At 71.3% G+C, this 26779-nt stretch carries 26 protein-coding genes; 12 read left to right on the forward strand and 14 right to left on the reverse strand.

Features of this window, described 5'->3' with window-relative positions; translation table 11 throughout:
* A partial coding sequence (locus tag G3573_RS05810; RefSeq protein WP_205598094.1) for a heparinase II/III family protein occupies nt 1–1076 on the forward strand: 1076 nt, incomplete at its 5' end.
* Nucleotides 1073–2146 (forward strand): polysaccharide biosynthesis protein, encoded by a 1074-nt coding sequence (locus tag G3573_RS05815; protein ID WP_163260020.1) that lies wholly within the window; start codon nt 1073–1075, stop codon nt 2144–2146. The genes G3573_RS05810 and G3573_RS05815, both read left to right, overlap by 4 nt.
* Nucleotides 2147–2155: 9 nt before the next feature.
* Here the strand turns inward: G3573_RS05815 and G3573_RS05820 are convergent, their stop codons facing one another.
* The 3 genes from G3573_RS05820 to G3573_RS05830 form a co-directional block, all read right to left on the reverse strand.
* Entirely contained in the window at nt 2156–3331 is a 1176-nt protein-coding gene (locus G3573_RS05820; RefSeq protein WP_163260022.1) for a PQQ-dependent sugar dehydrogenase, read from the reverse strand.
* A gap of 165 nt (nt 3332–3496) precedes the next feature.
* On the reverse strand, nt 3497–5113 hold the full coding sequence (locus tag G3573_RS05825; RefSeq protein WP_163260024.1) for a catalase: 1617 nt from the start codon (nt 5111–5113) through the stop codon (nt 3497–3499).
* 253 nt (nt 5114–5366) lie between these two features.
* Nucleotides 5367–6752 (reverse strand): amidohydrolase family protein, encoded by a 1386-nt coding sequence (locus tag G3573_RS05830; RefSeq protein WP_163260026.1) that lies wholly within the window; start codon nt 6750–6752, stop codon nt 5367–5369.
* Between the two features lie 419 nt (nt 6753–7171).
* On the opposite strand from G3573_RS05830, the gene G3573_RS05835 reads away from it, so the two are divergent.
* The 7 genes from G3573_RS05835 to G3573_RS05865 all read left to right on the forward strand — a co-directional run bounded on the left by G3573_RS05835 (nt 7172) and on the right by G3573_RS05865 (nt 12898).
* A complete protein-coding gene (locus tag G3573_RS05835) occupies nt 7172–7375 on the forward strand; it encodes a hypothetical protein (protein WP_163260030.1) in 204 nt (67 codons plus the stop codon).
* A 29-nt stretch (nt 7376–7404) separates the two neighbouring features.
* Nucleotides 7405–8040, forward strand: a complete 636-nt coding sequence (locus G3573_RS05840) for a hypothetical protein (RefSeq protein ID WP_163260032.1) — start codon at nt 7405–7407, stop codon at nt 8038–8040.
* The gene (locus G3573_RS05845; protein WP_163260035.1) at nt 8037–8348 is read left to right on the forward strand and encodes a hypothetical protein; all 312 of its coding nucleotides are present in this window, start codon (nt 8037–8039) and stop codon (nt 8346–8348) included. Before G3573_RS05840 ends, G3573_RS05845 begins: the two co-directional genes overlap by 4 nt.
* Before the next feature lie 90 nt (nt 8349–8438).
* A complete protein-coding gene (gene purH, locus G3573_RS05850) occupies nt 8439–10052 on the forward strand; it encodes a bifunctional phosphoribosylaminoimidazolecarboxamide formyltransferase/IMP cyclohydrolase (RefSeq protein WP_163260037.1) in 1614 nt (537 codons plus the stop codon).
* 241 nt (nt 10053–10293) lie between these two features.
* Nucleotides 10294–11154, forward strand: a complete 861-nt coding sequence (locus tag G3573_RS05855; RefSeq protein ID WP_163260039.1) for a dienelactone hydrolase family protein — start codon at nt 10294–10296, stop codon at nt 11152–11154.
* Between the two features lie 65 nt (nt 11155–11219).
* Entirely contained in the window at nt 11220–12053 is an 834-nt protein-coding gene (locus G3573_RS05860; RefSeq protein WP_163260042.1) for a dienelactone hydrolase family protein, read from the forward strand.
* A gap of 101 nt (nt 12054–12154) precedes the next feature.
* Nucleotides 12155–12898, forward strand: coding sequence for a dienelactone hydrolase family protein (locus tag G3573_RS05865; protein ID WP_163260044.1), 744 nt, complete (start codon nt 12155–12157; stop codon nt 12896–12898).
* Nucleotides 12899–12904: 6 nt separating this feature from the next.
* Here G3573_RS05865 and G3573_RS05870 read toward each other — a convergent pair whose 3' ends face one another.
* The 4 genes from G3573_RS05870 to pyrF all read right to left on the reverse strand — a co-directional run bounded on the left by G3573_RS05870 (nt 12905) and on the right by pyrF (nt 17203).
* Nucleotides 12905–13387, reverse strand: a complete 483-nt coding sequence (locus G3573_RS05870; RefSeq protein ID WP_163260046.1) for a copper chaperone PCu(A)C — start codon at nt 13385–13387, stop codon at nt 12905–12907.
* 27 nt (nt 13388–13414) lie between these two features.
* A complete protein-coding gene (gene trpS / locus G3573_RS05875; RefSeq protein ID WP_163260048.1) occupies nt 13415–14455 on the reverse strand; it encodes a tryptophan--tRNA ligase in 1041 nt (346 codons plus the stop codon).
* Nucleotides 14456–14589: 134 nt separating this feature from the next.
* Nucleotides 14590–16236, reverse strand: a complete 1647-nt coding sequence (gene murJ, locus G3573_RS05880; RefSeq protein ID WP_346427345.1) for a murein biosynthesis integral membrane protein MurJ — start codon at nt 16234–16236, stop codon at nt 14590–14592.
* A gap of 265 nt (nt 16237–16501) precedes the next feature.
* Entirely contained in the window at nt 16502–17203 is a 702-nt protein-coding gene (gene pyrF / locus G3573_RS05885) for an orotidine-5'-phosphate decarboxylase (RefSeq protein ID WP_163260050.1), read from the reverse strand.
* 96 nt (nt 17204–17299) lie between these two features.
* Here pyrF and G3573_RS05890 point away from each other — a divergent pair, with 96 nt between their 5' ends.
* Entirely contained in the window at nt 17300–17989 is a 690-nt protein-coding gene (locus G3573_RS05890; RefSeq protein WP_163260052.1) for a MarC family protein, read from the forward strand.
* A 191-nt stretch (nt 17990–18180) separates the two neighbouring features.
* Here the strand turns inward: G3573_RS05890 and rimO are convergent, their stop codons facing one another.
* The 3 genes from rimO to G3573_RS05905 form a co-directional block, all read right to left on the reverse strand.
* On the reverse strand, nt 18181–19581 hold the full coding sequence (rimO, locus tag G3573_RS05895) for a 30S ribosomal protein S12 methylthiotransferase RimO (protein WP_163260054.1): 1401 nt from the start codon (nt 19579–19581) through the stop codon (nt 18181–18183).
* 277 nt (nt 19582–19858) lie between these two features.
* A complete protein-coding gene (locus G3573_RS05900; RefSeq protein ID WP_163260057.1) occupies nt 19859–20317 on the reverse strand; it encodes a hypothetical protein in 459 nt (152 codons plus the stop codon).
* Between the two features lie 72 nt (nt 20318–20389).
* Nucleotides 20390–21115 (reverse strand): sterol desaturase family protein, encoded by a 726-nt coding sequence (locus tag G3573_RS05905; protein ID WP_163260060.1) that lies wholly within the window; start codon nt 21113–21115, stop codon nt 20390–20392.
* A gap of 151 nt (nt 21116–21266) precedes the next feature.
* Between G3573_RS05905 and G3573_RS05910 the strand changes: the two genes are divergently transcribed.
* Nucleotides 21267–21737, forward strand: a complete 471-nt coding sequence (locus tag G3573_RS05910; protein WP_205598095.1) for a hypothetical protein — start codon at nt 21267–21269, stop codon at nt 21735–21737.
* A gap of 46 nt (nt 21738–21783) precedes the next feature.
* Here G3573_RS05910 and G3573_RS05915 read toward each other — a convergent pair whose 3' ends face one another.
* The 4 genes from G3573_RS05915 to rfbA form a co-directional block, all read right to left on the reverse strand.
* Nucleotides 21784–22206 (reverse strand): GFA family protein, encoded by a 423-nt coding sequence (locus G3573_RS05915; RefSeq protein WP_163260063.1) that lies wholly within the window; start codon nt 22204–22206, stop codon nt 21784–21786.
* A gap of 70 nt (nt 22207–22276) precedes the next feature.
* Nucleotides 22277–22957 carry a hypothetical protein gene (locus tag G3573_RS05920; RefSeq protein ID WP_163260065.1) on the reverse strand — a complete coding sequence of 227 codons (681 nt, stop codon included), beginning with the start codon at nt 22955–22957 and terminating at the stop codon, nt 22277–22279.
* Between the two features lie 123 nt (nt 22958–23080).
* Nucleotides 23081–24280, reverse strand: a complete 1200-nt coding sequence (locus tag G3573_RS05925) for a hypothetical protein (protein WP_163260068.1) — start codon at nt 24278–24280, stop codon at nt 23081–23083.
* 142 nt (nt 24281–24422) lie between these two features.
* Nucleotides 24423–25358, reverse strand: a complete 936-nt coding sequence (gene rfbA, locus G3573_RS05930; RefSeq protein WP_163260071.1) for a glucose-1-phosphate thymidylyltransferase RfbA — start codon at nt 25356–25358, stop codon at nt 24423–24425.
* Nucleotides 25359–25424: 66 nt separating this feature from the next.
* Here rfbA and G3573_RS05935 point away from each other — a divergent pair, with 66 nt between their 5' ends.
* A complete protein-coding gene (locus tag G3573_RS05935; protein WP_163260072.1) occupies nt 25425–26660 on the forward strand; it encodes a glycosyltransferase family 4 protein in 1236 nt (411 codons plus the stop codon).
* Nucleotides 26661–26779 lie beyond the last annotated feature (119 nt).

Genomic DNA, 26779 nt, shown 5'->3' on the forward strand with positions numbered 1-26779 from the left:
CGCGGGCGAACAGGGTCTCCCGCCTGCGCCGGGCGCTGGGCCGCGGGGTCCTGCCCGACGGCAGCCACGCGTCGCGTAGCCCGGAGGCCGGGCTGGAGCTGTTGTTCGACCTGCTGGCCCTGGACGACGCCCTGCACCGGCTGGGCCGGGCCGCGCCGCCGGAGCTGAACCGCGCCATCGACCGGCTGACCCAGGGCCTGCGGACGCTGCGCCTCGGCGACGGCCGGCTGGCCTGCTTCCAGGGCGGCGAAGCCTCGACCGCCGCCCGGGTCGACGCCGCTCTCGCCCATGACGGCTCCGAGGGGCAGGCCCCGCGCGAGCTGCCCGACGGGCGCTATCACCGGCTGGAAGGCCAGATGCTGCAGGTGATGCTGGACGCCGGCGCCCCGGCCCGCGGCGTCTACGCGGTGTCCGCCTGCGCCCAGCCGCTGGCCGTCGAGGTGGTGTGCGGCCGCGACCGGCTGATCACCAACGCCGGCTGGAGCGAGCGGGTCCACGACCGCCAGGGCTTCCGCCTGACCGCCGCCGGTTCGACCGTCTCGCTGGGCGAGCACTCGGTGCTGACGCCGCTGGCCGGCAAGCTGGCTGAAATCCTTGGCGCGCGGCTGGACGGGGCGGCCTTCCGGGTCCAGGCCCGCCGCCAGGATGAAGACGGCGCCCTGTGGGTCGAAGCCGCCCACGACGGCTGGGTCGGCCGCTACGGCCTGGCCCATGAGCGGCGGCTGTATCTCGACGTCCGGGCCGACGAACTGCGCGGCGAGGACCGGCTGGAGCCGGTCGGCGTGCGCCCCCGGCCGCTGGCCACGCCCTACGCCGTGCGCTTCCACCTGCACCCGGAGGTGCAGGTGTCGCTGGCGCGCGATCGGAAAAGCGTGCTTTTGCGCGGACCTTCCGGCCGAGGTTGGTGGTTCCGAACCGACGCCGGGGAGGTTTCCATCGAACCGTCCGCCCATTTCGAGAACGGAACGCCGCGCAAGACCTCGCAGATCGTGCTGAGGGGCGTGGCGCGGACCGACGCGCCCACGCGGGTGCGCTGGAAGCTGGCCCCGGCCGGCGCGGCGGAGACGCCTGTATGAACCTGAGCGCCGCCGACCTGCTGGCCCGGCCGGCGCGGGTTCTGGATTCGGGTCCGGTCCGCTCGCTGGTCGAGGGGCGGCGGGTGCTGGTCACCGGCGCGGGCGGCACCATCGGCGGCGAGCTGACCCGGCAGGTGGCGGCGCTGAAGCCCGAGCGGCTCGTCCTGCTCGACGCCTCCGAATACAACCTCTACGCCGCCGACCAGGAGATGGGCGTCCGCTTCGCCGAGACGAACTGGACGGCGGAGCTCGGCGACGTGCGCGACCGGCGCAGGCTGGAGACCCTGTTCGCCCGCGAGCGGCCCGACGTGGTGCTGCACGCCGCCGCCCTGAAGCACGTGCCGCTGATGGAGACCCATCCGTGCGAGGCGGTGCTGACCAATGTCGGCGGCGCGCTGAACGTCATGCGCCTGGCCCGCGAGGGCGCCTCGGCCTTCGTGTTCATCTCCACCGACAAGGCGGTCAATCCGACCAACGTCATGGGCGCGACCAAGCGGATCGCCGAGCGGGTGGTCCAGGCCCTGGCCCCGGACGGCTCGGCCAAGGCGGCGGTGGTCCGCTTCGGCAACGTGCTGGGCTCGGCCGGGTCGGTCATCCCGCTGTTCCAGCGCCAGATCGCGTCGGGCGGGCCGCTCACCGTCACCCACCCCGACATGGTCCGCTGGTTCATGACGGTGGAGGAGAGCGCCGGCCTGGTGCTGCAGGCCGCCGGGCTCCCCGCCGGTCCGGGCGACAGCGCCGTCTTCGTGCTCGACATGGGCGAGCCGGTCCGCATCGACGAGCTGGCGCGCCGGCTGATCCGCCAGCACGGCCTGCGCCCCGAGGTCGACGTCGGCGTGGTCTATACGGGCCTGCGCCCGGGCGAGAAGCTGGCCGAGGAGATCTTCTACGCCGCCGAGGACGTCGCCCCGACCAGCCTGGACGGCGTGATGGTCGCCCGCGAGGAGGGCGAGCCTTGGCACCTGCTGGAAGGTCCGCTGCTCGACCTGCTCGACGCCGCCGCCCAGCGCCGCGAGAAGCACACCCAGGACTGGCTGCAGGCCCTGGAGCCGGCCTTCCGCCCGGGGTGATTTCGTCGCCTACTTCCGGGTCGGTGTCAGGCGCAGCAGTCCGCTCTGGGGCCCGTCGGTGAGCAGCAGCAGGGCGCCGTTCGCATCCTGGACCACGTCGCGCACCGGCTGGCCGACGGCGAGCTGGTCTGTGGAGATGACCTCGCCGTCGCGCAGGTCCAGATGGATCAGCGTCTGGCCGGCCAGCGCGCCGCTCAGGGCGTCCATGCGCCAGGGGAATTCATCCCCGGTGTAGAAGGCCAGGCTCGACGGCCCTACGGGCGGATTCCAGCTATAGACCGGTCCGTTCGGATCCAGCTCGGCGACGTCGCTCATGCTCGGCGCGGAGCTGATCAGCGGCCAGCCGTAGTTGTGGCCGGCGTGGACGACCACCAGCCGGTCGCCGCCCTCCGGCCCAGCGTCCTCGGCCCAGAGCTCGCCGGTGTTCGGGTTGATCGCCGCCCCGAGCGGGTTCCGGTGTCCGAAACTGTAGATGTCCTTGAGCGCGCCCGGCCGGTCGACGAAGGGATTGTCCGACGGGATCGACCCGTCGGGACGGATACGCACGATCTTGCCGAGATTGCTGTTCAGGTCCTGGGCCGGTTCGAACCGGTCCCGATCGCCCGAAGTGATGAAAAGGGCCCCGTCGGGCGCGAACACCAGCCGGCCGCCGAAGGCGCCCCGCCCGACCGTCTTGGGGGTCTGGCGCCAGATCACCTGCACGTCGCGGAGGGCGCCGTTCTCCAGACGCCCGCGCGCCACCGCGAGGCCTTTGAGCACGTTGTCGCTCAGATCCTGGCCGCCGCCGAGCCGCGGCTCGGGCGTCTCTTTCAGGCCCGGCGGCTGCGGTTTGGCCGCCTCGACGTAGGACAGGTAGACTAGCCGGTTGCCGGCGAATCCCGGGTCGGTCGCCACGTCCAGCAATCCGCCCTGGCCGCGGTAGGCGACCGCCGGCACGCCGGACACCGGCGCCGACAGGCGGCCGCCCGACCAGATCCGAAGCCGGCCCGGTTGCTCGGTGATCAGCAGGCCCCCGTCGGGGAGGAAGACCATGCCCCACGGATGGTCCAGCCTGGCGAGGGTCTCGACGGAGACCGGACCGGCCTGAGACTGCACCGTCCGGGTCTGGGCCTGCGCCGGGTTTCCCGGCTCCGTGACCGCGGCGAGCGCGACCGCCGTCATGATCACCGCCGTCCACCTGCCCATGGCCTCACCTCCGCCTGTGTCGGACGGCAAACTCGCGGACGGCCGCGCATGTTCGGGAGCTGAGCGCTCCCCCACAGCCGTCCGCAAATTCAGACCCGCACGCCGGCGCGCGCATTCCGCACACGCGAAAGACCGGTCGCCCCACGCCCACTTGGAGAAGCGGCCTCACGCCGGCGGCGCGCTCCAGGACTCCCGCTCGCGGTCGCGATCGGCGCCGCCGCGTTCGCGCTCGCCGGTGGTGTAGGTCGGGCCCTCGCGGTCTTCGCCGGGGGCCGGGCGGCCCTCCAGCGGCGGCAGGCGCTTGGCCTTCTCCAGGTCGATCCCGGCCCGCTCGGCCACCCGCTGGCCGTAGTCGGGGTCGCACCACCAGAAGTGCCAGACCATGCGCATGGCGATGTGTTCCGGGCACTGGCGCAGGTCGTCGGCCAGGTTGGCGACCAGGTCCTCGCGTTCCCAGTCCTTGAAGGTGCGCCAGCGCTCGCCGGCCTGGCGATAGTCGTCGGCGGTCTTGGTGGTCTGGTAGCGGCCGAGGTGGCCCTCCACCCACTGGTGATAGTCGTGCTGGACCTTGGGCGCCTCGCGCAGGCCGTCCAGCGAGCTGGGTTCGTAATTGATGTGCGGATTGTCGCCGCCGGTGTCGACGCCGTAGGCCATCTTACCGTCGCGCTGGTTGGTGGCGGCCGGGTGGGCCGGGGCGTTGACCGGCAGTTGCAGGTAGTTGGCGCCCACCCGATAGCGCTGGGTGTCCGAGTAGGACAGCGTCCGGCCCTGCAACATCTTGTCGTCGGAGAAGTCGATGCCGTCGACCAGCACGCCGGTGCCGAAGGCCGACTGCTCGGTCTCGGCGAAGACGTTGTCCGGGTTGCGGTCCAGCACCAGCCGGCCCATCGGCAGCAGTGGGAAGCGGTCCTCGGGCCAGCGCTTGGTGTCGTCCAGCGGGTCGAAGTCGAGCTCGGGATGCTCGCCGTCGGCCATGATCTGCACGCACATCTCCCACTCGGGGAAGTCGCCACGGGCGATGGAATCGTAGAGGTCCCGCGTCGCGTGGCCGGTGTCCTTCGCCTGGATCTCGGCGGCCTGGGCGGAGGTCAGGTTCTTCACTCCGAGCTTGGGTTCGAAGGAGAACTTGCAGAGCACCGCCTCGCCCTTGTCGTTGACCAGCTTGTAGGTGTTCACGCTCGACCCCTCCATGTGGCGGTAGTCGGCGGGGATGCCCCACGGGCTCTTCACCCAGGTGACCATGTGCAGGGCCTCGGGGTGGAACTGCACGAAGTCGTAGAAGCGCCACGGCTCCTGCCGGTTGGACACCGGGTCCGGCTTGAAGGCGTGGATCATGTCCGGGAACTTGATGGCGTCCCGGATGAAGAAGATTTTGAGGTTGTTGCCGACTAGGTCCCAGTTGCCGTCGACGGTCTTGAACTTGACCGCGAAGCCGCGCGGGTCGCGGGCGGTCTCCGGCGAGTCCTTGCTGCCGATCACGGTGGAGAAGCGCACGAAAACCGGCGTGCGCACGCCGGCCTGGGTCAGCACCTTGGCGCGGGTGTACTTCGAGGCCGGCTGCTCGCCGATCTTGCCGGTCGCCTCGAACCAGCCGTGGGCCCCGGCGCCCCTGGCGTGCACCACCCGCTCGGGCACCCGCTCGCGGTCGAAGTGGGTGATCTTCTCGATGAACTGGTAGTTTTCCAGCGTCGCCGGGCCGCGTTCGCCGACCGAGCGCAGGCTCTGGTTGTCGCTGATCGGGCGGCCCTGGCGGGTGGTCAGGATCTTCGGGTCACGGGGCATGGCGCGGCTCGTCGGGACGCGTCTCGGAAGATGAGACGGACCGACAACCCGTGGCGGCGCATGCGGTTCTGGGGGCAGGACGCGGTGCGGCTACCCCTGATCCGTCACCCTCGGGCTTGTCCCGAGGGCCTATGGTGCAGCTTCTCGGGGGCTTCGCAGCTGTGCGCGACCCTTCCGCCGCAGTGCGAACGGAGCGATGGGCCCTCGGGACAAGCCCGAGGGTGACGAACCTGTTGGACGCCTGAGCGCGGGGTCAGGTGAGGGTGTTCTTGTAGACCACCCCGGCCTTCATGATGACGCGGAAGCTCCGCTCCGGATCGGCGACCAGGTCGAGGTTGGCCAGCGGGTTTCCCTCGACCAGCAGCAGGTCGGCGTGGGCGCCCTGCTCCACCACGCCCAGCTTGCCGGGATAGGGGTTGGAGAAGCCGGACATGGCCAGCAGCTCGCCGTTGGCCTGGGTGGCCATGCGCAGGGCCTCGGCCGGGGTGTACCAGCGGGTCATCATCGCCAGGTACGAGCCCTGGCGCGCGGCGGCGACCGGATTGAACAGGATGTCCGAGCCCCAGGCGGTCCTCGCCCCCAGCTTGCGGGCCAGGCGATAGGCCCGGTCGGTGCCGGCGAACACCTCCTTGGCCTTCACCTGCGAGACCGGGCTCATGGCCGCGAAGGTGTCGGGGTTGTAGCTGAGCGGCTGAAGACTCCACCAAAGGCCCTTGTCGACCAGCAGTTTGGCGGTGGCCTCGTCGATCAGCTGGCCGTGGTCGATGCATCTCACACCCGCCGCGATCGCCTGGCGGATGGCCGGCGGCGTGTAGGCGTGGATGGCGACGTAGGTGCCCCAGTTCTCGGCCGCCTCGACCCCCGCGCGGATCTCGGGCTCGGTGAACTGGACCGACTCGATCGGATTGTACTGCGAGCTGACCCCGCCCCCGCCCATCAGCTTGATCTGGCTGGCCCCCTGCCGCAGCTGCTCGCGCGCCCGCAGCCGCACCTCGTCGGGGCTGTCGGCGATGGCGGATATGCCCTCCCGCTCGGAATTGCTCAGCGGGCCGCCGGGGCTGCGCGGCAGCTCGAAGCCGAAGCGGAAGTCGCCGTGGCCGGAGGTCTGGGAGATCATGGCCCCGGACGGGTAGATCCGCGGGCCGACCATGACGCCGTCGTCGATGGCGCGTTTCAGCCCGAACACCGGCCCGCCCATGTCGCGGATGGTGGTGAAGCCGCGCAGCAGCGTGGCCTGCGCCTGCCGCGCCGCCACCAGGTTCAGATAGCCCATGTCGGCGGTCATCAGCACGGCTTGCGGCGTGCCGGCCATGAAGGCGTGCCAGTGGCAGTCGATCAGGCCGGGCATCAGCACCCGCCCGCCGCCGGCGATCTCCGCCGCATCGGCGATCGGCGGCAGGCCGGCCCCTATCTTCTCGATCATCCCGGCGCGGACCAGCACGTCGGTCGGGCCGGACAGGGCCTCGCCGCGGCCGTCGAACACGCGGACATTCCGGAAGACGGTCGCGCCGGAGGGCGGCGGCGGCGCGGCCGGGGCGTCCACCCGCAGATCGTCCTCCGCCAGGGCGGGCCGGACGAGCCCGAACAGCCCCGCCGCCGCCAGTCCTCCGAACAGGCTACGCCTCGTGGTGTCGACCATCGCCAGAGCCCTCGCGCGCCCGGGCCGGGAACGCTCAGGCTGCGCGCAAACCCAACGGCCGCCGGCCCCTAGGGTTCGCCCCTAGGGCCGAGCCGAGCGGGAGATCGGGATAAACGCGGGGCGCGGTCGGGGTTCGCCGCTGCGCGTGGGAGCGCCGCCCCTTGAGCGTCAGCGCTAGACGCGCGCTCGTTGGACCTCCGCCTCAGCGGCGTCGAGCACCCGGACTTCGGGCGGATCGACGCTCACCACGTCGACGCAATGCCACTCGGTGTAGAGGAACCAGTGGCGCAGCCGCCCCGGGCGCGGCGGTTCGCGCCACCCCGCCCGGCGAACGCGTTCTTTGAGTGGCAGGCGGCCTTCCGCCCCGCTAGCGTGCCGGTCAGGCGCGGAGGGGGAACATGCCTGAGCAGGGAAGGCTGATGCTTCTGGCGGCCGCGGGCCTGATGGCGGCCATGGCGCTGGGCTCGGTGGTCGTCGGGAAATCGCCCTACCTCGGCCTGTTCCAGCGCCACTTCATCGCGCGGCGGAAGTGGGAGCCGGGCTGGTTCTGGGCGTCGGTGGTGCAGTACGCCCTCATCGCGCTCGCCCTGGCGGCGTTCGCGATCCTGGTCCCCAGCGCCTGAGCGAGAGCACCGACGTGCCGGAAACGACCTTGGCGGAGCTGACGCGGTTTGCGCTCGACCAGCGGGGCGAGGCTTGCGTCCGCGAGCACCTGACCGGCGTGAACACGCTCTGCACCGAACTGTTGAGCGTCTTCGAGAGCGCTCGCGGCGAGGTGTTCACCTATGCGCCGACGGCCGTCGCGGGCGATTGGCTGTACGCGTTCGAAACCGGCGGCATGATCGCGGCCAACCGCGACCTCTCCAGGGCGATCCCGGTCGAGGGCCGCGGGCTGCTCATGCCGGTCGAGACCCTGATCGAGGCCCGGGCCGAGCACATCCTGCAACGGCTCAAGGAGCTGCCGGGCGGCGTGTGCGTGATCGACGACTACAATCCGCGATGGGGCGACCCGCTTCACGGCGGGGAAGCCACGGCGTTCGGGGTGGGCGAAGAGGTCTATCACCTGGTCACGGCGGCGTCGGGCTTCGACCAGATCGCCGACGTGCTGGGTTGGGGCGACACGATCTGGCACGGCGCCGCCGCCATCTGCCGGCCGGACCACGAGCCCACGCGGGCCGAACTTTCGTCGCCCGAGGGGCTGCGCGCGCTGGCGCGGACGGCCGTCGAGATCAGCTGCACCGCCTATGACCGGGAGGGGTTCGTCAACTGGCGGCGGATCGACCGATGAAGGTTCGCGCGCCGGCCGTCCTCGTGGCGACCCTCGCCGTCTCCGGATGCGGGATGGACGCCGGCCAGCGGCTGCAGAGCTATCGCGAACAGCAGGCGCGTGACGCCGTCGCGGACTACGGGCGGGCGCGGGCGGCGAACGACGTGTTGGGCATGTGCGTGAAGAGCAGCCAGGTCTCGGCGGCTTACCTGGACGCGCACGACACGGCGAGCGCGGCCGCCTGGCGGGCCAAGAACGCCGAAGATTGCGCGAAAGCTCGCGCGCAGCTCGCTCCCGACGACGGCGACGCGGTTCCGGTCGCATCCTGACGCAAGTCGGCCCTCCCCGCCTTCCCGTCCCGCCGTTCCGGTGGTAGGTGCGCGCGCGTCTTTCCTCCCCCGCACGAAGGCCCCTCCCCCATGCCCGCCGCGCCCGACTTCCCGCCCGCTCCCGATCGCGTCCAGCCGACCCGCGCGCTGATCTCGATCTCCGACAAGACCGGGCTGGAGGAAGTCGCGCGCGCCCTGCACGAACTGGGCGTCGAGCTGGTCTCGACCGGCGGCACCCGCGCGGCCATCGAAAAGGCCGGCCTGCCGGTGAAGGACGTCGCCGACCTGACCGGCTTCCCGGAGATGATGGACGGCCGGGTGAAGACCCTGCACCCGAAGGTGCACGGCGCCCTGCTGGGCGTCCGCGACGCCGAGAGCCACGCCAAGGCCATGGCCGAGCACGGCATCGTCAACATTGATGTGGTGTGGATCGACCTCTACCCGTTCGAGGCCACCGTCGCCTCCGGGGCCGGTTTCGACGCCTGCATCGAGAACATCGACATCGGCGGCCCGGCGATGATCCGCTCGTCGGCCAAGAACCACGGCTATGTCGCGGTCGCCACCGACAAGGCGGCCGTCGACGAGGTGATCGGCGCCCTGAAGGCCGACGGCGCCACCACGCTGGAGCTGCGCAAGCGCCTGGCCGCCCGCGCCTTCGCCCGCACCGCCGCCTACGACGCCGCCGTCTCGGGCTGGTTCGCCGGCCAGGTCGGGGACGCCTATCCGGCCCGCAAGACCATCGCCGGCTCGCTGCTGCAGACCATGCGCTACGGCGAGAACCCGCATCAGTCGGCAGCCTTCTACAAGACCTCGGAAGTGCGCCCGGGCGTGACCACGGCCCGCCAGCTGCAGGGCAAGGAGCTCAGCTACAACAACGTCGCCGACACCGACGCCGCATACGAGCTGGTCGCCGAGTTCGACCCGTCGGTCGCCGCCGCCTGCGTCATCGTCAAGCACGCCAACCCGTGCGGTGTGGCGATCGGCGAGGACCTGGCGAGCGCCTACCAGCGCGCGCTGGAGTGCGACCCGGTCTCGGCCTTCGGCGGTATCGTCGCCGTGAACCGCAAGCTGGACCGCGCCGCCGCCGAGAAGATCGTCGAGATCTTCACCGAGGTGGTGATCGCCCCCGAGGTCGACGAGGACGCGGCGGCCGTGTTCGCGGCCAAGAAGAACCTGCGCCTGCTGGTCACCGGCGGCCTGCCCGACCCGCTGGCCGGCGGCGAGGTGTTCTGCTCGGTGGCTGGCGGACTGCTGGTCCAGTCGCGCGACATCGCCCGCATCAAGGCGGCCGACCTGAAGATCGTCACCAAGCGCCAGCCCACCGACGAGGAAGTGCGCGACATGCTGTTCGCCTTCACCGTGGCCAAGCACGTGAAGTCGAACGCCATCGTCTACGCCAAGGAAGGCCGCACCGCCGGCATCGGCGCGGGCCAGATGAACCGCCGCGACAGCGCCCGCATCGCCGCGCTCCGCGCCAAGGAAGCCGCCGAGGCCCTGGGCCTGACGGACTCGCTGGCCAAGGGTTCGGCCTGCGCCTCGGAAGCCTTCTTCCCGTTCCCGGACGGCCTGCTGGAAGCGGCCGCCGCCGGCGCCACCGCGGTGATCCAGCCGGGCGGCTCGATCAAGGACGCCGACGTCATCGCCGCCGCCGACCAGGCCGGCCTGACCATGGCCTTCACCGGCGTGCGGGTGTTCCGGCACTAATTCTCCTTCTCCCCTTGAGGGAGAAGGAGGGACCCGGCCACCGGAGCCCGAAGGGCGAAGGTCAGGCCGGGAGGATGAGGGGTCGCGCTGCGGCCCCTTTTTCTTTGGGCGTCGCGCGACCCCTCATCCTCCCGCGCGGGCCTGCGGGCTGGCGCCCTCCGGCGCGCGGGCTCCGTCCTTCTCCCTCAAGGGGAGAAGGATGATGCTTGACCCCGTCGCCGGACCCGCGTTCGCTGGCGGCATGTCTTCCCGTCGAGACTTTCTGCTCGCTGGCGGCGCGGTCGCCGTATCCGCCAGCCCGGCGCGCGCCCGGACCCCGCGCGAGCGCCATGGCCCCGACACCTGCGCCGAGCGGTGGGCGAAGCTGGAGCCGTTCACCCAGGTCTACGGCCCGGACGACGACACCTCCCGCCCCGCGGTCCTGCTGTTCCACGGCTGCGGCGGGGTGCGGGCGCACCTTTCAGAATACGCCGAAGCGGCGGCCGCGGCCGGGGTGCGCGCCTTCGTGGTGGATTCCTATTCGGCCCGCGGCTGGAGCCCGGAGTTCGGGCGCGCCTTCGTCTGCAGCGGGGCGCTGTTCCGCGGCGACCAGCGGGCCGGCGACGTGCTGGCCGCGATCAAGGGCGTGTCGCAACGCCCGGACGTCGACGCGAGCCGGCTGGCCGTGGCCGGCTGGAGCCACGGCGGCTGGGGCATCATGGAGCTGATGTCCTCGCCGCTGGAGCAGGCCGGCGAGATCGGCCTGGCCGATCCGCAGGATCCCGACCTGTCCGGCGTGAAGGGCGCCTTTCTGGCCTACCCCTATGTCGGTTTCGTCGCCACCCACCGCAGCCGGACGTGGCGGCGCAAGCCGCAGACGCTCGGCGTCATCGCCCGGCGCGACCACCTCACCACCGTGCGCAACGCGCGCCGGGTCTACGACGTGGTCGGCGGTTCGGGCGTGCCGGTCGAGGTCTGGGAGGCGCAGGGCACCCATTCCTTCGACGAGCGCACCGGCTTCGGGCCGATGAAGTACGACCCCGAGGTCACGGCCGAGTCCGTGCGCCGCTTCACCGCCTTCATCCGCGACGTGCTCGAGGTCCCGGCGACCACGACCGCGTGAGGAACCAACTCCCGGCTTGACCGCGTTTGCGCACCTGCGTTCGTTAAGCGGGACGGAGATCGTTGATGGACTCGCTCGAAGACCGCTGGATGAAGCTCCAGCCGCACGTCCAGGTTTTCGGGCCCGAGGACGACGACCCCCGCCCGGCGGTCCTGCTGTTCCACGGCTGCGGCGGCGTGCGCTCGCACATCACCGGCTATGCGGAGGCGGCCGCCGAGGCGGGCCTGCGGGCCTTCGTGATCGACTCCTACGCCCCGCGCGGCTGGAGCCGCACGTTCGCGCTGGCCACGGTCTGCTCCGGCGTGATCTTCCGCGGCCGTGATCGGGCCGGCGACGTGCTGGCCGCCCTGTGGGGCGTGGCCCGGCGGCGCGACGTCGACCACACCAGCCTGGCGGCGGCCGGCTGGAGCCACGGCGGCTGGGGCATCATGGAGCTGATGTCCTCGCCGCTCTCGAGGGCTGGCGAGTTCGGCCTGACCGATCCCCAGGGCACCGACCTGTCGGGCCTGAAGGCGACCGTGCTGGTCTATCCTTACGTCGGGATCGGCGCGACGGCGCGGATGCGACCCTGGCGGCGGTGCCCCAGGACGCTGGCGGTCATCGCCGAGCAGGACCACCTGACCAGCGTCGAGAACGCCAGCAAGGTCTACGACGCGGTGAAGGCCTGCGGCGTCGAGGTGCAGACCTGGCAGGCGGCCGGCACCCACGCCTTCGACGAGCCGGGCGGAAACGGCCTGATGAAGTACGACGAGGTCCTGACCAAGGAGGCCTACGACCGCTTCGTCCGCTTCCTGCAGGCCTCCCTGATCCCGCAGCCCGAGGCCAAGCCGGCGCCGAAGCGCCGCGCCCGCGCCGCCGCACCCGCCCAATCCGCCGCCCAATCCGCCCAAGCCGGGTGAGGCGCGAAGCACCCGGACCGGGGCATTTCGCTCGCCCGACCGGGGCGCAGGCTTGACCGCCCGCGCCGACCCGCGTTCGTTGAGGCGGGGGTTGGAGTTTCATGGACACGCTTAGGGGCCGCTGGGCGAAGCTATACCCGCACGTGCTGCAGTTCGGTCCTCAGGACGACCTGCCGCGTCCGGCCGTCCTGATGTTCCCCGGCTGTGGCGGGGTGCGTAAGCACCATATGGAATACGTGAAGGCGGCCGTGCGCGCCGGGTGGCGGGCCTATCTGGTGTCCAGCTACGGCCACCGCGGCTGGTCCAAGCGCTTCGCCGCCACGTTCGTCTGCACCGGCGCCCTGCTGCGCGGGGCCAAGCGCGCCGGCGACGTGCTGGCCGCGGTTTGGGGGATTTCGCAGCTGCCGGGGGTGGATCCCGAGCGGGTCGCCCTGGCCGGCTGGAGCCACGGCGGCTGGTCGATCATGGACCTGATGACCATGCCCCTGCTGCGCCGCGGCGAGGCGGGGCTGGCCGACCCGGATCCGCGCTGGCTGTCCGGGGTCGAGCGGCTGTTCCTGGGCTATCCGTATGTCGGCGTGCTGGCCCGCAGTTCGCGCCGGCCCTGGCTGCGCGCGCCGCGCACCTTCGGGGTCGTGCCGCGGCGCGACCACATGGCCACCGTGCGCACCCACATGAAGGTCTACGCCGCTCCGCTGGCGGCCGGGGTGGATCTGGAGCTGTGGTCGCCGGACGGCACCCACGCCTTCGACGAGCCGGGCATCCGCGTGCCCCTGCCCATCACCTTCGACGCCGACCTGCTGGGCGAAGCGGTGCAGCGGTTCGAGAGGTTCCTAAAGGGCTGACGCCCCTCAGTGGTGCTGGTGGCCGCCGCCGCCGCCGGTCGCGCCGGGGTCGTTCATCACGTGGAAGCTGGTGGTGACCGCGCCGGCCTTTTCGAACCGCAGGGTCATCTGCACCATGTCGCCGGTCTTCACCGGCTGGGTCAGGCCGAAGACCATCAGGTGCTTGCCGCGCGGGGCCAGGACCAGCTGACCGCCGGCCGGGACCTCGAAGGCGTCGACCTTCTTCATCTTCATCACGCCGCCGACGTCGGACATCTCGTGCAGCTCGACACGCGCGGCGCAGGCGCATGAGGCCCCGACCAGCTTGTCCTTGGCGGCGCCGCGGTTGGTCACCGTCAGATAGGCGCCGGTGTTGGGGTTGGCGCCCAGCGAGGCGCGCATGTGGGTGTCCTTGACCACCAGCGACCCCGCCGACGCCTGGCGGGCGACGGCGGGAACGGCGGCCAGGGCCAGAATAGCGGCGGCTGCGGCGAGGACGCGGACAGACATCGAAAGGCTCCTGAACTCGGCCTCTACTTAGGCACGGCCGGGCCAGAACCCAACCAGGCGCTTGACCTCGGCCACGGTCGGCTCGGCGATCTCGCTGGCGCGGGCGGCGCCGTCGGCCAGCACCTTGTCGATCTCGGCCTTGTCGCCCAGGAAGCGGCGCATGGCGTCGCTGACCGGGGCCAGGCTCTCGACCGCCAGGTCGGCCAGCGCCGGCTTGAAGGCCCCGAAGCCCTGGCCGCCGAACTGCTTCAGCACCTCGGCCGAGGAGATCCCGGCCAGAGCGCCGTAGATGCCGACCAGGTTCTTGGCTTCCGGGCGGCCCTCCAGGTCGGCGATGTCCTCGGGCAGCGGGTTCGGGTCGGTGGTCGCCTTCTTGATCTTCTTGGCGATGGTGTCGGCGTCGTCGGTCAGGTTGATGCGCGACATGTCCGACGGGTCGGACTTCGACATCTTCGCCGAGCCGTCGCGCAAGCTCATGATCCGCGCGCCCGGGCCCTGGATCATCGGGTCCGGCTGCGGGAAGAAGCCCGGCGCGTTGAAGTCGTTGTTGAACTTTGCGGCGATGTCGCGGGTCAGTTCCAGGTGCTGCTTCTGGTCCTCGCCCACCGGCACGCGGGTGGCCTTGTAGACCAGGATGTCGGCGGCCTGGAGCACCGGGTAGGTGTACAGGCCGATCGAGGCCCGCTCCTTGTGCTTGCCCGACTTCTCCTTGAACTGGGTCATGCGGTCGAGCCAGCCGAGGCGGGCGACGCAGTTGAACACCCAGGCCAGCTCGGCGTGCGCGCGCACGGCCGACTGCGGGAAGATGGCGGCCTTCTTCGGATCGAGGCCGGCGGCCAGGTAGGCGGCGGCGATCTCGCGGGTCTGGTCGGCCAAGAGCGCCGGGTCCTGCCACACCGTGATGGCGTGCATGTCGGCCACGAACAGGAAGGTCGGGAACTGGTCCTGCAGGGCGACGAACTTCTTCAGCGCGCCCAGGTAGTTGCCCAGGTGCAGCGCGCCGGAGGGCTGCACGCCGGACAGCACGCGCTCAGGACCCGCGTAGGCGGGGGTCGGTTGGTCGGTCATGGGAGATCTTTCTGGCGGAAACGGACGGAGGGAGTCAGACGCGAGCGATCGCGCGGCGCCATCGCCGCCCGTGCGTCTCGTCCGTCATGCGTCCCGTCAGCATCATCGCCGCGCAGTTACTCCCAAGGGCCGGCTCAGAGCAAGTCGGTGCCGGCCGCAGCCTTGGCCTTCGGATCGCGCTTGAGGGCGCGCTTCAGGTCTGCCGGGGTGATCGCGCCGGTCAGCGGCAGCAGCAGGGCGTAGAGCGCCACGCCGGCCAGGGCCACGGCCGCGACGGCGTACTCCTTCGGGCCCAGCACGTGGTGGCCGAGGATGTCGAGGCTCATGCCGGCGAACGGGGCCTCGACCATCGGGCGGAAGGTCTGGGCGGCGAACAGCAGGGCGCCCATGATGCCGGCCGACAGCGCGATGCGGGCCCAGCGCGAGACGGCCTGCTTGGTGGGGGTGTAGTCGCCGCGCTTGCGCAGGGTCATCCACATCATGGTGACGTTGAGCCAGGAGGCGGCGCTGGTCGCCGCGGCGATGCCGGAGAAGCCGATCACCTGGAACAGGCCGACGCCGAGCACGATGTTGGCCACCACCGAGATCAGGGCGAAGCGCATCGGCGCCTTGGTGTCCAGCCGCGCGAAGAAGGCCGGGGTCAGGATGCGCACCAGCACGAAGGCGGGCGTGCCCCAGCCGTAGTGCAGCAAGGCCAGCGCGGTCTGCTGGGCGTCGTAGGCGTGGAAGGCGCCGCGCGTGAACAGGCCGTCGATCAGGAAGACCGGCATGGCGAACAGGGCCGCGGCGGCCGGCAGGGTCAGGGCCAGGGTGAAGGTCAGGGCCTCGTCCATGGCGTCGCGCGCGCCGTCGTGGTCCTTCGCCTGCACCGCCATGGCCAGGCGCGGCAGCAGGGCCACGCCGACGGCCACGCCGACCAGGCCCAGCGGCAGCTGGTAGAGGCGGTCGGCGACGTTCAGCCAGGCGCGGGCGCCCGCTTCGCCCATCGAGGCCAGGGCTTGCGAGACGAAGATGTTGATCTGGGTGGCGCTGGCGGCGATGGCGCCGGGAATGGCCAGGCCGATAAGGGCTTTGATCTCGGGCGTCAGGCGCGGCAGGCGCAGGCGGATCTTGGCGCCCTGGCGGCGCGCGCCGACGAACAGCATCGTCGCCTGGATGATCCCGGCGACCAGCACGCCCCAGGAGGCGGCCTTGGCGGCGGCGATCGGCTCGTGCTGCGGCAGCACGGCGATCAGCATGACGATGTTGAGCACGGCCGCGACGCCGGCCGACAGGGCGAAGCGGTGACGCGCGTTGAGCACGCCCGACAGCAGGGCCACGATCGCCATGCAGGGCAGGTAGGGCATGGTGATGGTGGTGAGCATCACCGCCAGCTTGAACTTGTCGCCCGAATAGCCCGGGTTGATGGCCAGCATCAGCCAGGGCATGGCCAGCATGGCCGCCAGGCTGAGCGCCAGGGTCACCGCCGCGATGGTGGCCAGCGCGTCCGAGGCGAGCGCGTCGGCCGCGTCCTCGCCGTCGCCTTCCAGCTTGCGCGCATAGGCCGGCACGAAGGCGGCCGCGAAGGCGCCCTCGGCGAAGATGCGGCGGAACAGGTTGGGGAAGCTCAACGCCGTGTAGAAGGCGTCGGCCGCCGCCGTGGCGCTGGCCCCGAGCGCGCTGGTCAGCACGATGTCGCGGGCGAAGCCCATCAACCGGCTGACGAGCGTCCAGGCGGAGAAAACCAGAGACGAGCCGATCAGGCTCTTCTTCTTGCGGGGCGGGGCGTCGGCGACGGTCACGGTGCTCACGCGCCAGTGGTAGGCGGGGCGCGGAACGGCGGCAAGCGGGATGACGCCGCAGGCGAAGGAAGCTTTCCTTCTCCCCTTGAGGGAGAAGGAGGGACCCGTCCACCGGAGCCCGAAGGGCGGAGGTCAGGACGGGAGGATGAGGGGTCGCGCCGGCCTCTCAGCTTCGGACTGCGGCGCGACCCCTCATCCTCCCGCGCAGCCCTTCGCTGGCGCTCCGGGGCGCGGGCTCCGTCCTTCTCCCTCAAGGGGAGAAGGATCAGGCGTCGCGCATCTCCGCCGCGATCGCCTGCGCGGCGGCGCGCGGATCGGCGGCGGCGGTGATCGGGCGGCCGACCACCAGGTGGGTGGCGCCGGCCTGCAGGGCCTGCTTCGGCGTGGCGATGCGGGCCTGGTCGTCGGTGGCGGCGCCGGCCGGGCGCACGCCGGGGGTGACGATGATGAAGTCCGGCCGGCCGGCCGCGCCGGCGATCTCGCTGATGCGCGCGGCTTCCTGGGGCGAGCAGATCACCCCGTCGCAGCCCGCGTCGATGGCCTGGCGCAGGCGGCGCTCGACCAGTTCGGCGGCGGTGTAGGCGAAGCCCATTTCGGCCAGGTCGGCGTCGGTCAGGCTGGTCAGGACGGTGACGGCCAGCACCTTCAGGCCGCTGTCGCCCGCGCCCTTTACGGCCGCGCGCATGACCTGCGGTTCGCCGTGCACGGTCAGGAAGTCGCCGCCGGCGACGGCCAGGGCGGTCGCGGCCTTCTCAACGGTCGCGCCGATGTCGTGCAGCTTCCAGTCCAGGAACACCTGCTTGCCCTGGGCCTTCAGCTCGCGGGCCAGGGCCATGCCGTCGCCGGCGAACAGCTGCAGGCCGACCTTGTAGAAGCTGACCGCGTCGCCGATGCGCTCCACCAGGGCGCGGGCCTCGGCCACGGTCGGCACGTCCAGGGCCACGATGAGGCGGGGATCGGCGGTCATTTTCAGCGTCCTTCAGGTTGCGGCCAGGCTGGGCGCGGCTAAAGCTCGCCCAAGGCGCAAGGGGTGCGTCGATTCGGATTTGGCTGAGGGGTCCCAATGAGCCTCGCCGCACTCGCGGTCAACTTCTTCGTGGCCCTGTTCGCCCTGATCGATCCGGTCGGGAACGTGCCGATCTACGCGGCCGCCACCAGCGGCGCGAGCTCGGCCCAGCGGCGGCGGCTGGCGGCGTACCTGTCGCTGTTCATCGTCGCCTTCCTGACCTTCTTCTTCTTCACCGGCCTGGCGCTGCTGCAGTTCTTCGGCATCTCCATCGCCGCCTTCCGCATCGCCGGCGGCGTGCTGCTGTTCCTGCTGGGCCTGGAGATGGCGCGCGAGGACTTCATCGCCGCCTTCGCCGACGCCGAGGCCGGCGATCCCAGCCACGAGGTCAGCGAATACGCCCGCAAGCGCTTCGAGCGCCTGATCGTGCCGTTCGGCATGCCGCTGCTGATCGGCCCGGGCGTGATCTCGGCGGTGATCATCCAGGCCAGCGAGGTGAAGAAGTTCGGCGTGCCGGGCATGCTGGCGGGCCTCGGCGTCATCCTGGCCGTGGGCGTGGCCACCTTCGTCAGCTTCGCCCTGACCGGCCCGATCAGCCGCGTCCTGGGCAAGATCGGCATGGCCATCGTCGTGCGCGTGCTGGGTCTGATCCTCTGCGCGCTCGCCGTGCAGTTCATTATCGCCGGCCTGGGCGAGGCCACCCACGGCTTCATCACCAAGAGCGTGGCGACGCCGTACGCGCATTGATCAATGTTGAGCGCCGATCCTTCTCCCCTTGCGGGAGAAGGTGGCGCGCGGAGCGCGTCGGATGAGGGGTGTCGGCGCGACCTCGGACGGTCGCGCGCGAGCAAGCCCTTCATCCTGAAGTCTCGGCGCGGACACCCCTCATCCGCCCTGCTCCGCAGGGCACCTTCTCCCGCAAGGGGAGAAGGAGGACGTCAAAGCCTCGAAATAACCCGGTGCATGCGCGCGCCGGGGCGCGGGGCCAGCGGCGGGCGGTTCAGGCGGCCGGCCGGTTCGGCCCACAGGTCGTAGGCTTCGGTCTTGGTGACCTTCACCTTGGCGAACTCGCCGACCTTCAAGAGGCCGCCGCCCTTCACGAACACGTTGCCGTCGATCTCGGGGGCGTCGCCCCGCGAGCGGGTCACGGCCACGCCGTCGCGGCGGACCTCGTCGACGATCACCTCGATCTCGCGGCCGACCTTCTCGCGCAGCTTGGCGCGGCTGATCTTCTGGGCCGCCTCCATGAAGCGCTCGCGGCGCTCCTGCTTGAGTTCTTCCGGCACGTGGTCGGGCAGGTCGCGGGCCTTGGCGCCCTCGACGTTCTCGTAGGCGAAGGCGCCGACGCGGTCGAGCCGGGCCTCTTCCAACCAGTCCAGCAGGAACTGGAAGTCCTCCTCGGTCTCGCCCGGGAAGCCGACCACGAAGGTCGAGCGGATGGTCAGGTCGGGGGCCACCGCGCGCCAGTCGGCCAGGCGCTGCAGGGTCTTCTCCTGGTTGGCCGGGCGGCGCATGGCCTTCAGCACGCGCGGCGAGGCGTGCTGGAAGGGGATGTCCAGGTAGGGAAGGATCTTGCCCTCGGCCATCAGCGGGATGACCGCGTCCACGTGCGGGTAGGGGTAGACGTAGTGCAGGCGGGTCCACACGCCCAGCTCGCCCAGTCCGCGGGCCAGCTCCTCGAGGTTGGCCCGGTACTTCTGACCGCGCCACTCGCCTTCCGCGTACTTGATGTCCAGGCCGTAGGCGGAGGTGTCCTGGGAGACGACCAGCAGCTCCTTCACCCCGGCGTCGACCAGGGCTTCGGCCTCTTTCAGCACGTCGCGGACCGGGCGCGAGGCCAGGTCGCCGCGCAGCTGCGGGATGATGCAGAAGCTGCAGCGGTGGTCGCAGCCCTCGGAGATCTTCAGGTAGGCGTAGTGCTTGGGCGTCAGCTTGATCCCCTGGGCCGGCACCAGATCGCGGAACGGATCGGTCGGCGGGGCGATGTGCTTGTGCACCGCGCTGACCACGGCGTCGTAGGCGTGCGGGCCGGTGATCTCGACCTTGTCGGCGAAGCGCTCGCGGATGACCTCGGCCTCGGCGCCGAGGCAGCCGGTGACGATCACCTTGCCGTTTTCGGCCAGGGCCTCGCCGATGGCGTCCAGGCTCTCTTCGCGGGCGCTGTCCAGGAAGCCGCAGGTGTTCACCACGACCGTGTCGGCGCCTTCGTAGGTCGGGCTGATCTCGTAGCCCTCGCCGCGCAGCCGGGTGAGGATGCGCTCGGAGTCGACCAGCGCCTTCGGGCAGCCGAGGCTGACGAAGCCCACCTTGGGCGCGGATTTGGTCGAGGCGTCGGTCATGCGGGCTCCGGCGGCAAAACGGGCCGCCTGATAGCCCAAACCGACGTTCGCGTCATCGCTCCCGCGTCGATGGGGCGCGGGAAGCTATTCGCGGGCTTTACCGGACCTGCGTGAGGCGAGGTGAGCCGTCATTCCAATGAACCCGCCCAACCCGACGAGGGCTTTGTATTCTTGGGGGGCTGCGAGGAAAGCGATCAGAGTGCCGATATTCCACGGCAGCGCGATCTTCCAGAAACCCGATTTGGCCATGCGGCCCCCCAACTCAGCCGTCACAGCTCTATTTGCTCCCGGCCTTCAGCAGCTCTTCCCAGCGGTCGGCGTCGATGTGGTCGCCGATCGCGCTCATCTGCTTGTCGACGGCGGGGTTGGACATGAGCTCGGTCATCGCGGCGCGCCCGAACGCCGAGAAGCTGGTGCTCATGGTCTCAGTGCCGTCCTGCTTGATCGCGGCGATCGCCTCGGCCCGGCAGTCCTTCAGCACCAGGCGATCCATGACGGCGGCGGTTTGCTGGCTGATCTCGGTGCGTTGTTGCGCCGTGACGTTCGACATCCCCGCGACGCTCGGGTGAACGCTGAGGCCGGCGAACATCCATTGGGCGAAGATGATCCGGTCCTTGCCCGTGGACGACTGCACAAGGCACTCGCCAAAGGCGTCCGATGCAGGGCCCGCCTGAGCCGCGCCGGCGGCGCCCATGGCGATGGTCAGCGCGACGGCCGCAGTGGTGATGGTCTTCATCGGTTTCCCCTCCGCCACGCGGATCGTCTCACGCGGCGCCGATCCCATAACACACGGCAAAGGTGCAGATCGCTACCCCTTCACGTCCTTCAGCATCAGCATCTGGCCGATCAGCCGTTCCTTGTCGTCGGCGAAGCCGCACTCCGCGGGACCGACGCGCGGGTTGCGCCAGGTGCCGAACACCAGGTCCCACAGCGGCAGGCCGTAGTTGCCGGCGTGCACGCCGCGCTGGTGGTGGACGCGGTGCATCTCCGGCCGCTGGACGATGAAGCCCAGCCACCAGGGCGAGCGCAGGTCGGCGTGGGCGACCAGGTTGAACAGGGTCACGTAGATCAGCGCCAGCGCCGCCGACACGCCGTCCACGCCCAGCACGACGTAGGCTACGAAGGCGTTCAGCAGCGAGGCCAGCAGGGCGTCGAACGGGTGGATGTAGAAGGCGGTCAGGGCCTCGATCCGCGCGGGGCTGTGGTGCAACTGGTGCACCCAGCGCCACAGCCGGTCCGACCTGTGGACCGCCCGGTGCCACCAGTAGGCGACCAGGCTGGCGGCCAGGAAGGTCAGGACGCTGCCGGTGAGCGGATCGACCGTCTCGCGCAGGCGCAAGAGCGAATGGCCGTCGATCCAGGTCTCGAACAGGAAGCCGGCGGCCACCACGGCGACCAGATTGGCGGCGTTCAGCGCGCCGGCGTAGATCCGCCAGCGCTTGTCGCAGCTGGCCCCCGAGGCCGGGGCGATCACCTCGCGGGTGAAGATCACCGAGAAGACGGCGAAGGTGACGAAATAGGCGACGAAGAGCATGCCTGCGGCCCCCTCCGCGTTCCGGCGGGGCGACCGTCGCACGACCCGGGCGTGAGGCTCAATCCGAGGCGTGACCGAAACGCCACCGGTGGCCGGGGAAACTCTGGTTTCCCGGCGAGGAGGGTGGAAAGGCGGACGGGCGCGGCACACCTTGACCGCGATGGATGCACGGACCTCGACGTCGCCTGACCCCTATCCCGGAGCGCTGGCCGCGCCGGAGGATCTCCTCAGGTTGGCTGACGAGTACCGGCGTGCAGCGCATTTGCTGCTGCCGGCTGGCCAGCGCGGAAAGCCGTTGTCGCGTGCCCCTTTCAGGTTGTCCGCCCTGCACGCCATTGAGCTTTATTTGAACGCCCTCCTACTGCACCGCGGGTATTCCGCGAGCAGGCTGCGCGGCCTGCAGCACGACTTCGCGGAAAGGGCGAGGCAGGCGGCGGAACGCGGCCTCGTGCTTCGACGGCGTACGACCCAGCACCTCAAGACGGTGGCTGCGACCCGCGAGTACGTCGTGACCCGCTATGGGCCGGAGATGACCGCCTCGGCCTCCCACGTGACCCGTCTGTCCGCGACGCTGGACGAGGTCGCGGAAAAGGTCCGGATGATCGTGGCCCGACCGGGCTGAGCAACGAATTACTTCCCTCGCCTTGGCGAGGAAGGCTTACAGCCGCTCACTCCGCCACCATCTCCCCCGAGCCGCCGAATTCGGCCGGGAAGTCCTTCAGCTTGGGCAGGCCGTCCTTCATGGGCAGGACGGTCTCGGCGTAGTTCACGTGCACGGCCGGTTTGAAGTCGAGGGTCGGCAGGGTGGCGGCGTAGACGTCGGTCATGCCGAGCGTCGGGTGGCGGCCCATCAGGTGGCCGCCGCACTGGTCGCAGTACATGCGCTCGGTGAAGGGGGTCTTCTGGTAGCCGGCCAGGTGCGCCTCGCCCTTGGTGACCTTTACCTGTTCGGGCTTCCACAGGCTGAAGGCGTTGACCGGCGAGGCCGACCAGGAGCGGCAGGAGTTGCAGTGGCAATAGCCCATGGCCTGGGGCTCGCCCTCGGCCTCGACGCCGACCGCGCCGCAGAAGCAGCTTCCCTGGTGTTTCATGGTCCCGTTCCCTCGCGTTCGGCGGACAACTCGCGAACGGGGGCAAAGGGCGCGTGATCGCCCGTCCGGCTCACGCCCGGCCGTCGGCCTGCTGCAGGCGCCGGCACAGCGAGACGGCGTAGAGCGTCAGGGCGGCCGCGCTCAGCTCCAGCGCCTCTTCGAGGGTCACCGTCAGGCGAAAGCCCAGGCCGTCGGGACCCTGGGCCCGCCTCGCGGCGTCGACCAGCGGATCGAAGGCCGCGGCGTCGACGGCGAACAGCACCGCCACCAGGATCGCCAGGGTGCGGATCTCCACCGGCATGGCGGCGACGAAGCGGGCGTAGGCGGCGCCGAGCAGGGCGAAGGCGGCGATCGCCAGTCCCAGCGCCGGACTTGGCGGCCAGGTCGGGTGCAGGGCCGGGGCTGTCGCGCGGAGCACGGGTTCGTGCAGGTGCGTCAGCTCGCCGACGGCGACCGCGCCGAACGCGACCGCCAGCAGATGCCAGTGCGCGGCGAACTCGTCCCCGGCGGCGCGTTCCGCGCGGCCGACCTTGAACAGCAGGACGGCGATCGCGGCCAGCACGCCGCCGTGCAGCCAGTCCAGCAGGCTGTCCTCCCGGCCCACGTCGATCAGCCAGACCCGGCGAACGGCCGCGTCCGGCGCCTCCAGCAGCAGGAGGTCCTGGCCGAGGCTGAGGACGAGGAGGCCGGCCGCGACCAGCCAGACGACGCCGATAAAGGGCGCGCCGCGCGCCGTCGGACGGTGGGGCATGGGAATACCTGCAAACGGCTCCTCCGCCCCCAGCAACGGGCGCGAGGGCGAACGGGTCGCGCCTTGCGGTCTCTTGCGGGGGCGAAAACCGCCCGCGACGGGACGGGTGTCAGGCGTCCGGCTTCAGGCGTTCGCCTTCGCCGGCCGCGGGGCGCGCGGGCCCAGGCTGGCGTGGGTGAAGCCGGCCAGGCGCGCGATCGCCAGCTGGCGGGGGGAGGCCAGGCCCGCGACCAGCCGCCTCGGCGCGACCGGCTCGGCCAGTCGCGCGACCCGCCGCAGCCAGCCGAACAGCGCGTTCTCGTCCTCGTGCACGCCGGGATCGCACTCGAAGGTCAGGCCCTTCAGCCCGCAGCCGGTCAGCCGCTGGACCGCGGCGCGATCGGGCTCGGCCGCGCCGGTGACTGCGAAGCAGAACGGCTGGATCAGGGAGACGGCCTCCCACAGACGGCCGGTCGGCACGCCCTTCAGGCCCTGGACGCTGACCAGGGTCTTCAGCGCCAGGTCGTCGCGCGCGTCGCAGAAGGCCTGGGCCAGGGCGGCGCGGCCGCGGGTCGAGGCCAGGGTGGTGAAGGCCAGCGGCACGACCACGCCGGGCTTCTGCTCGCGGCGCGGGTCGCTCTTCAGGCGCGCGAGGCCGCGCTCCAGCACCGCCAGGTCGACCCGCTCGCGGTCGGCCCAGTCCAGGGCGTCGATCTGGGCGGGGGTCAGGACCCTGCCGGTGGCCGTGTCCATCACGCGGGGCTGCAGCCGGTGGCCGATCAGGGTCAGGCGCGACAGCTCGAACAGGGGCTGGATGGCGCAGGAGACGTTCAGGCTTCGTCCGTCCTGGGCGGCCATGACGCTCCAGGCGGCCGGTTCGACCCGGCGCAGCGGCGGCAGCGGCGCCTCGGCCGTGGCGACCTCCATGGCCGCGTCGGCGATCTCGGACGGGTCGAGGCGACGGTAGGCCAGGCCCGCGGCCGACACCTCGGTGACTTCGCGCAAGGTCAGGTCGGCGGCCCGCGCCTGTCCCAGGAAGAAGGTCAGCACCTCCTTCAGGGCGTTCAGGCACAGGGCCTGGGCCTCGAAGCGGGTGGCGGCGGGCTGCACCACCAGGAAGTCGGCTTCGCCGACGCGCAGGAACCAGCCGACCACGCCCAGCTTGCGGGTCAGGCAGCGTTCGACGTTGTCCCAGATCTGCTGACGCTTGCCGGGCCAGCGCTCGCCCAGGCGTTCGCGCACGGCGTCCAGGCCCAGCAGGTGGACGCGGCCCTCGGCGGCCAGCGGCGAACCCTGCAGGCGGTCGATGGCGGCTTGGGCGTCGACGGCGACCAGCCGGTCCACGGGCGTCCGCCCGTGGTCGCCTGTCCGCGACTGCCTGGTCCCCGCCTGCACCTGAACGCCTCGCCGGGCTCCCGACGCCCTGCCTGTCACTTGGCCGGGAACTCTGCGGGGATCAGGCTTTAGCGCCCGTAAACTTGCGGGTTCAAATCAGCGCCGCGCCGGCCTTGTAGGCCGCCAGCCCCTCGGTCGAGCCGATCGGCGGGCTGGGCAGGCTGGATTCCACGATTCCGCGCAGATAGGCCCCGTAGGGCGAGTTCTCCAGTTCGGCGGCCCGGGCCAGCAGGCCCTCCTCGTCGATCCAGCCCTTGGCGAAGGCGATCTCCTCCAGGCAGGCGATCTTCAGCCCCTGGCGGTGCTCGATGGTGCGCACGAACTCGCCGGCCTCCATCAGCGCCTCGAAGGCCCCGAGGTCCAGCCAGGCGTAGCCGCGGCCCATGCGCTCGACCCGCAGCCGCCCGCGTTCCAAATATAGGCGGTTGAGGTCGGTGATCTCCAGCTCGCCGCGGGCCGAGGGCTTCAGGGTGCGGGCCAGTTCGGTGACCTCCGCGTCGTAGAAATAGAGCCCCGTCACCGCCCAGTTCGAACGGGCGTCCAGCGGCTTCTCTTCCAGGGCCAGGGCCCGGCCGGAGGCGTCCATCTCGACCACGCCGAAGCGGTTGGGGTCGCGCACCCGCTGGGCGAAGACGGTCGCGCCCTTGGTGCGGCGCGCGGCGGCCAGCATCTGGCTCTCCAGCTGGGCGCCGTAGAATAGGTTGTCGCCCAGCACCAGCGCGCAGGGCCGACCGCCGATGAAGTCGGCGCCGACACGGAAGGCGTCGGCCACCCCGCGCGGCTGGTCCTGGACCGCATAGCTCAGCGACACGCCCCAGACCCGCCCGTCGCCGAGCACGGCCCTCATCGAGGGCAGATCTCTCGGACTTGAAATGATCAGGATCTCCCGGATCCCCGCCATCATCAGGATGGACAGGGGATAGTAGATCATCGGCTTATCCCAGACGGGAAGGAGCTGTTTGTTGATCCCGAGCGTTACCGGATGCAGACGCGTCCCCGATCCGCCGGCCAGAACGATGCCCTTCATGCGTCACCCCGTCCGTGAGCGTGTGTTCCCGCGCACAACTCGCGGGACGACGAAAGGCTGCGCTCGATGAGCGTGATCGGGTGGCTTCCGCCGGCCGTCCGGCGCCCGGTGGTGCGCACCGTGCTGTCGGGGCTGCGGCTGGCGCGCTCGCCGCAGTGGACGCCGCCCGCCGCGCCCGCCGAGATCCGGCCCGGGCCGCTGGTGGTCACCGGCTTCATGAACGAGGTGCTGGGCGTCGGCCGGGCCGGGCGCATGACCGCAGACGCGCTGGAGGCGGCCGGCTGGCCGGTGGTGCGCCACGACCTGCGGCCGTCCTTCTTCCGCATCCGCCGCGCCGGCATGACCCTGCCGACCGAGCGGGACGGGGGCGTCTGGATGATCCACGCCAACGCCCCCGAGGCGGAGATCGCCTTCCTGACCCACCAGCCGCAGGCGTGGGCGGGGCGCTACCGGATCGGCTACTGGGCCTGGGAGACGCCCAAGGCGCCGGCCGCCTGGGTGCGCGCCGCGCCCTGGTTTCACGAAATCTGGGCGACCAGCCGCTACACCCGCGACGCGCTGGCCGCGGCCTTCCGCGCCGAGGGGCGGGCGGACCTGGAGCCGCGGCTCAAGGTCATGCCGCACCCCCTGCCCGACGTGGGCGGGGCGAAGGCGGATCCGCGTCGCTTCGGGCTCGAGCCCGGCGCCTTCAACGTGCTCAGCGCCTTCGACGCGCGCTCGACCTTCGTGCGCAAGAACCCGATGGGGGCGGTGGAGGCCTGGCGGCGCGCGTTTCCGCAGCCGCGGCCCGACGCGCGCCTGACGGTGAAGGCCGTGAAGCTGGAGGCCGACCCGGCCCGGGCGCGGGCGCTCTACGCGGCGGTCGCCGACCGTCCGGACATTCGCGTGCTCGACGAGGAGCTGACCGACGCCGGCGTGCTGGACCTGGTGGCCAGCGTCGACGCCTTCCTGTCGCTGCATCGGGCCGAAGGCTTCGGCCTGTCGCTGGCCGAGGCCATGGCCCTGGGCAAGGTGGTGGTCGCCACCGGCTGGTCGGGGCCGCTGGACTTCCTGGACGCCGACAGCGCCGCTCTGGTGGACTTCGGCCTGGCTCCGATCCGCGACCCTTCGGGCATGTACCGCGGCGGCGAATGGGCCGAGCCCGACCTCGACCAGGCGGCCGGCCTGCTGCGGGCGCTGGCCGACGATCCCGAGCGGCGCCGCCGGATCGGCGACGCGGCCCGACGCAAGGTGGCGGGCCTGGCGGGGGCGTGGAGCGGCGAGACGCTGCGGGCCGGCGCTTGGGCGGGGCTGGTGGGCTAGCTCCTTCTCCCCTTGTGGGAGAAGGAGGGTCCCGTCCACCGGAGCCCGAAGGGCGGAGGTCAGGACGGGAGGATGAGGGGTCTCGCGACCTCTCAGCTTCCCACCGCAGCGCGACCCCT

The sequence above is a fragment of the Caulobacter sp. 17J65-9 genome (assembly GCF_010975005.1).
Lineage (GTDB): Bacteria > Pseudomonadota > Alphaproteobacteria > Caulobacterales > Caulobacteraceae > 17J80-11.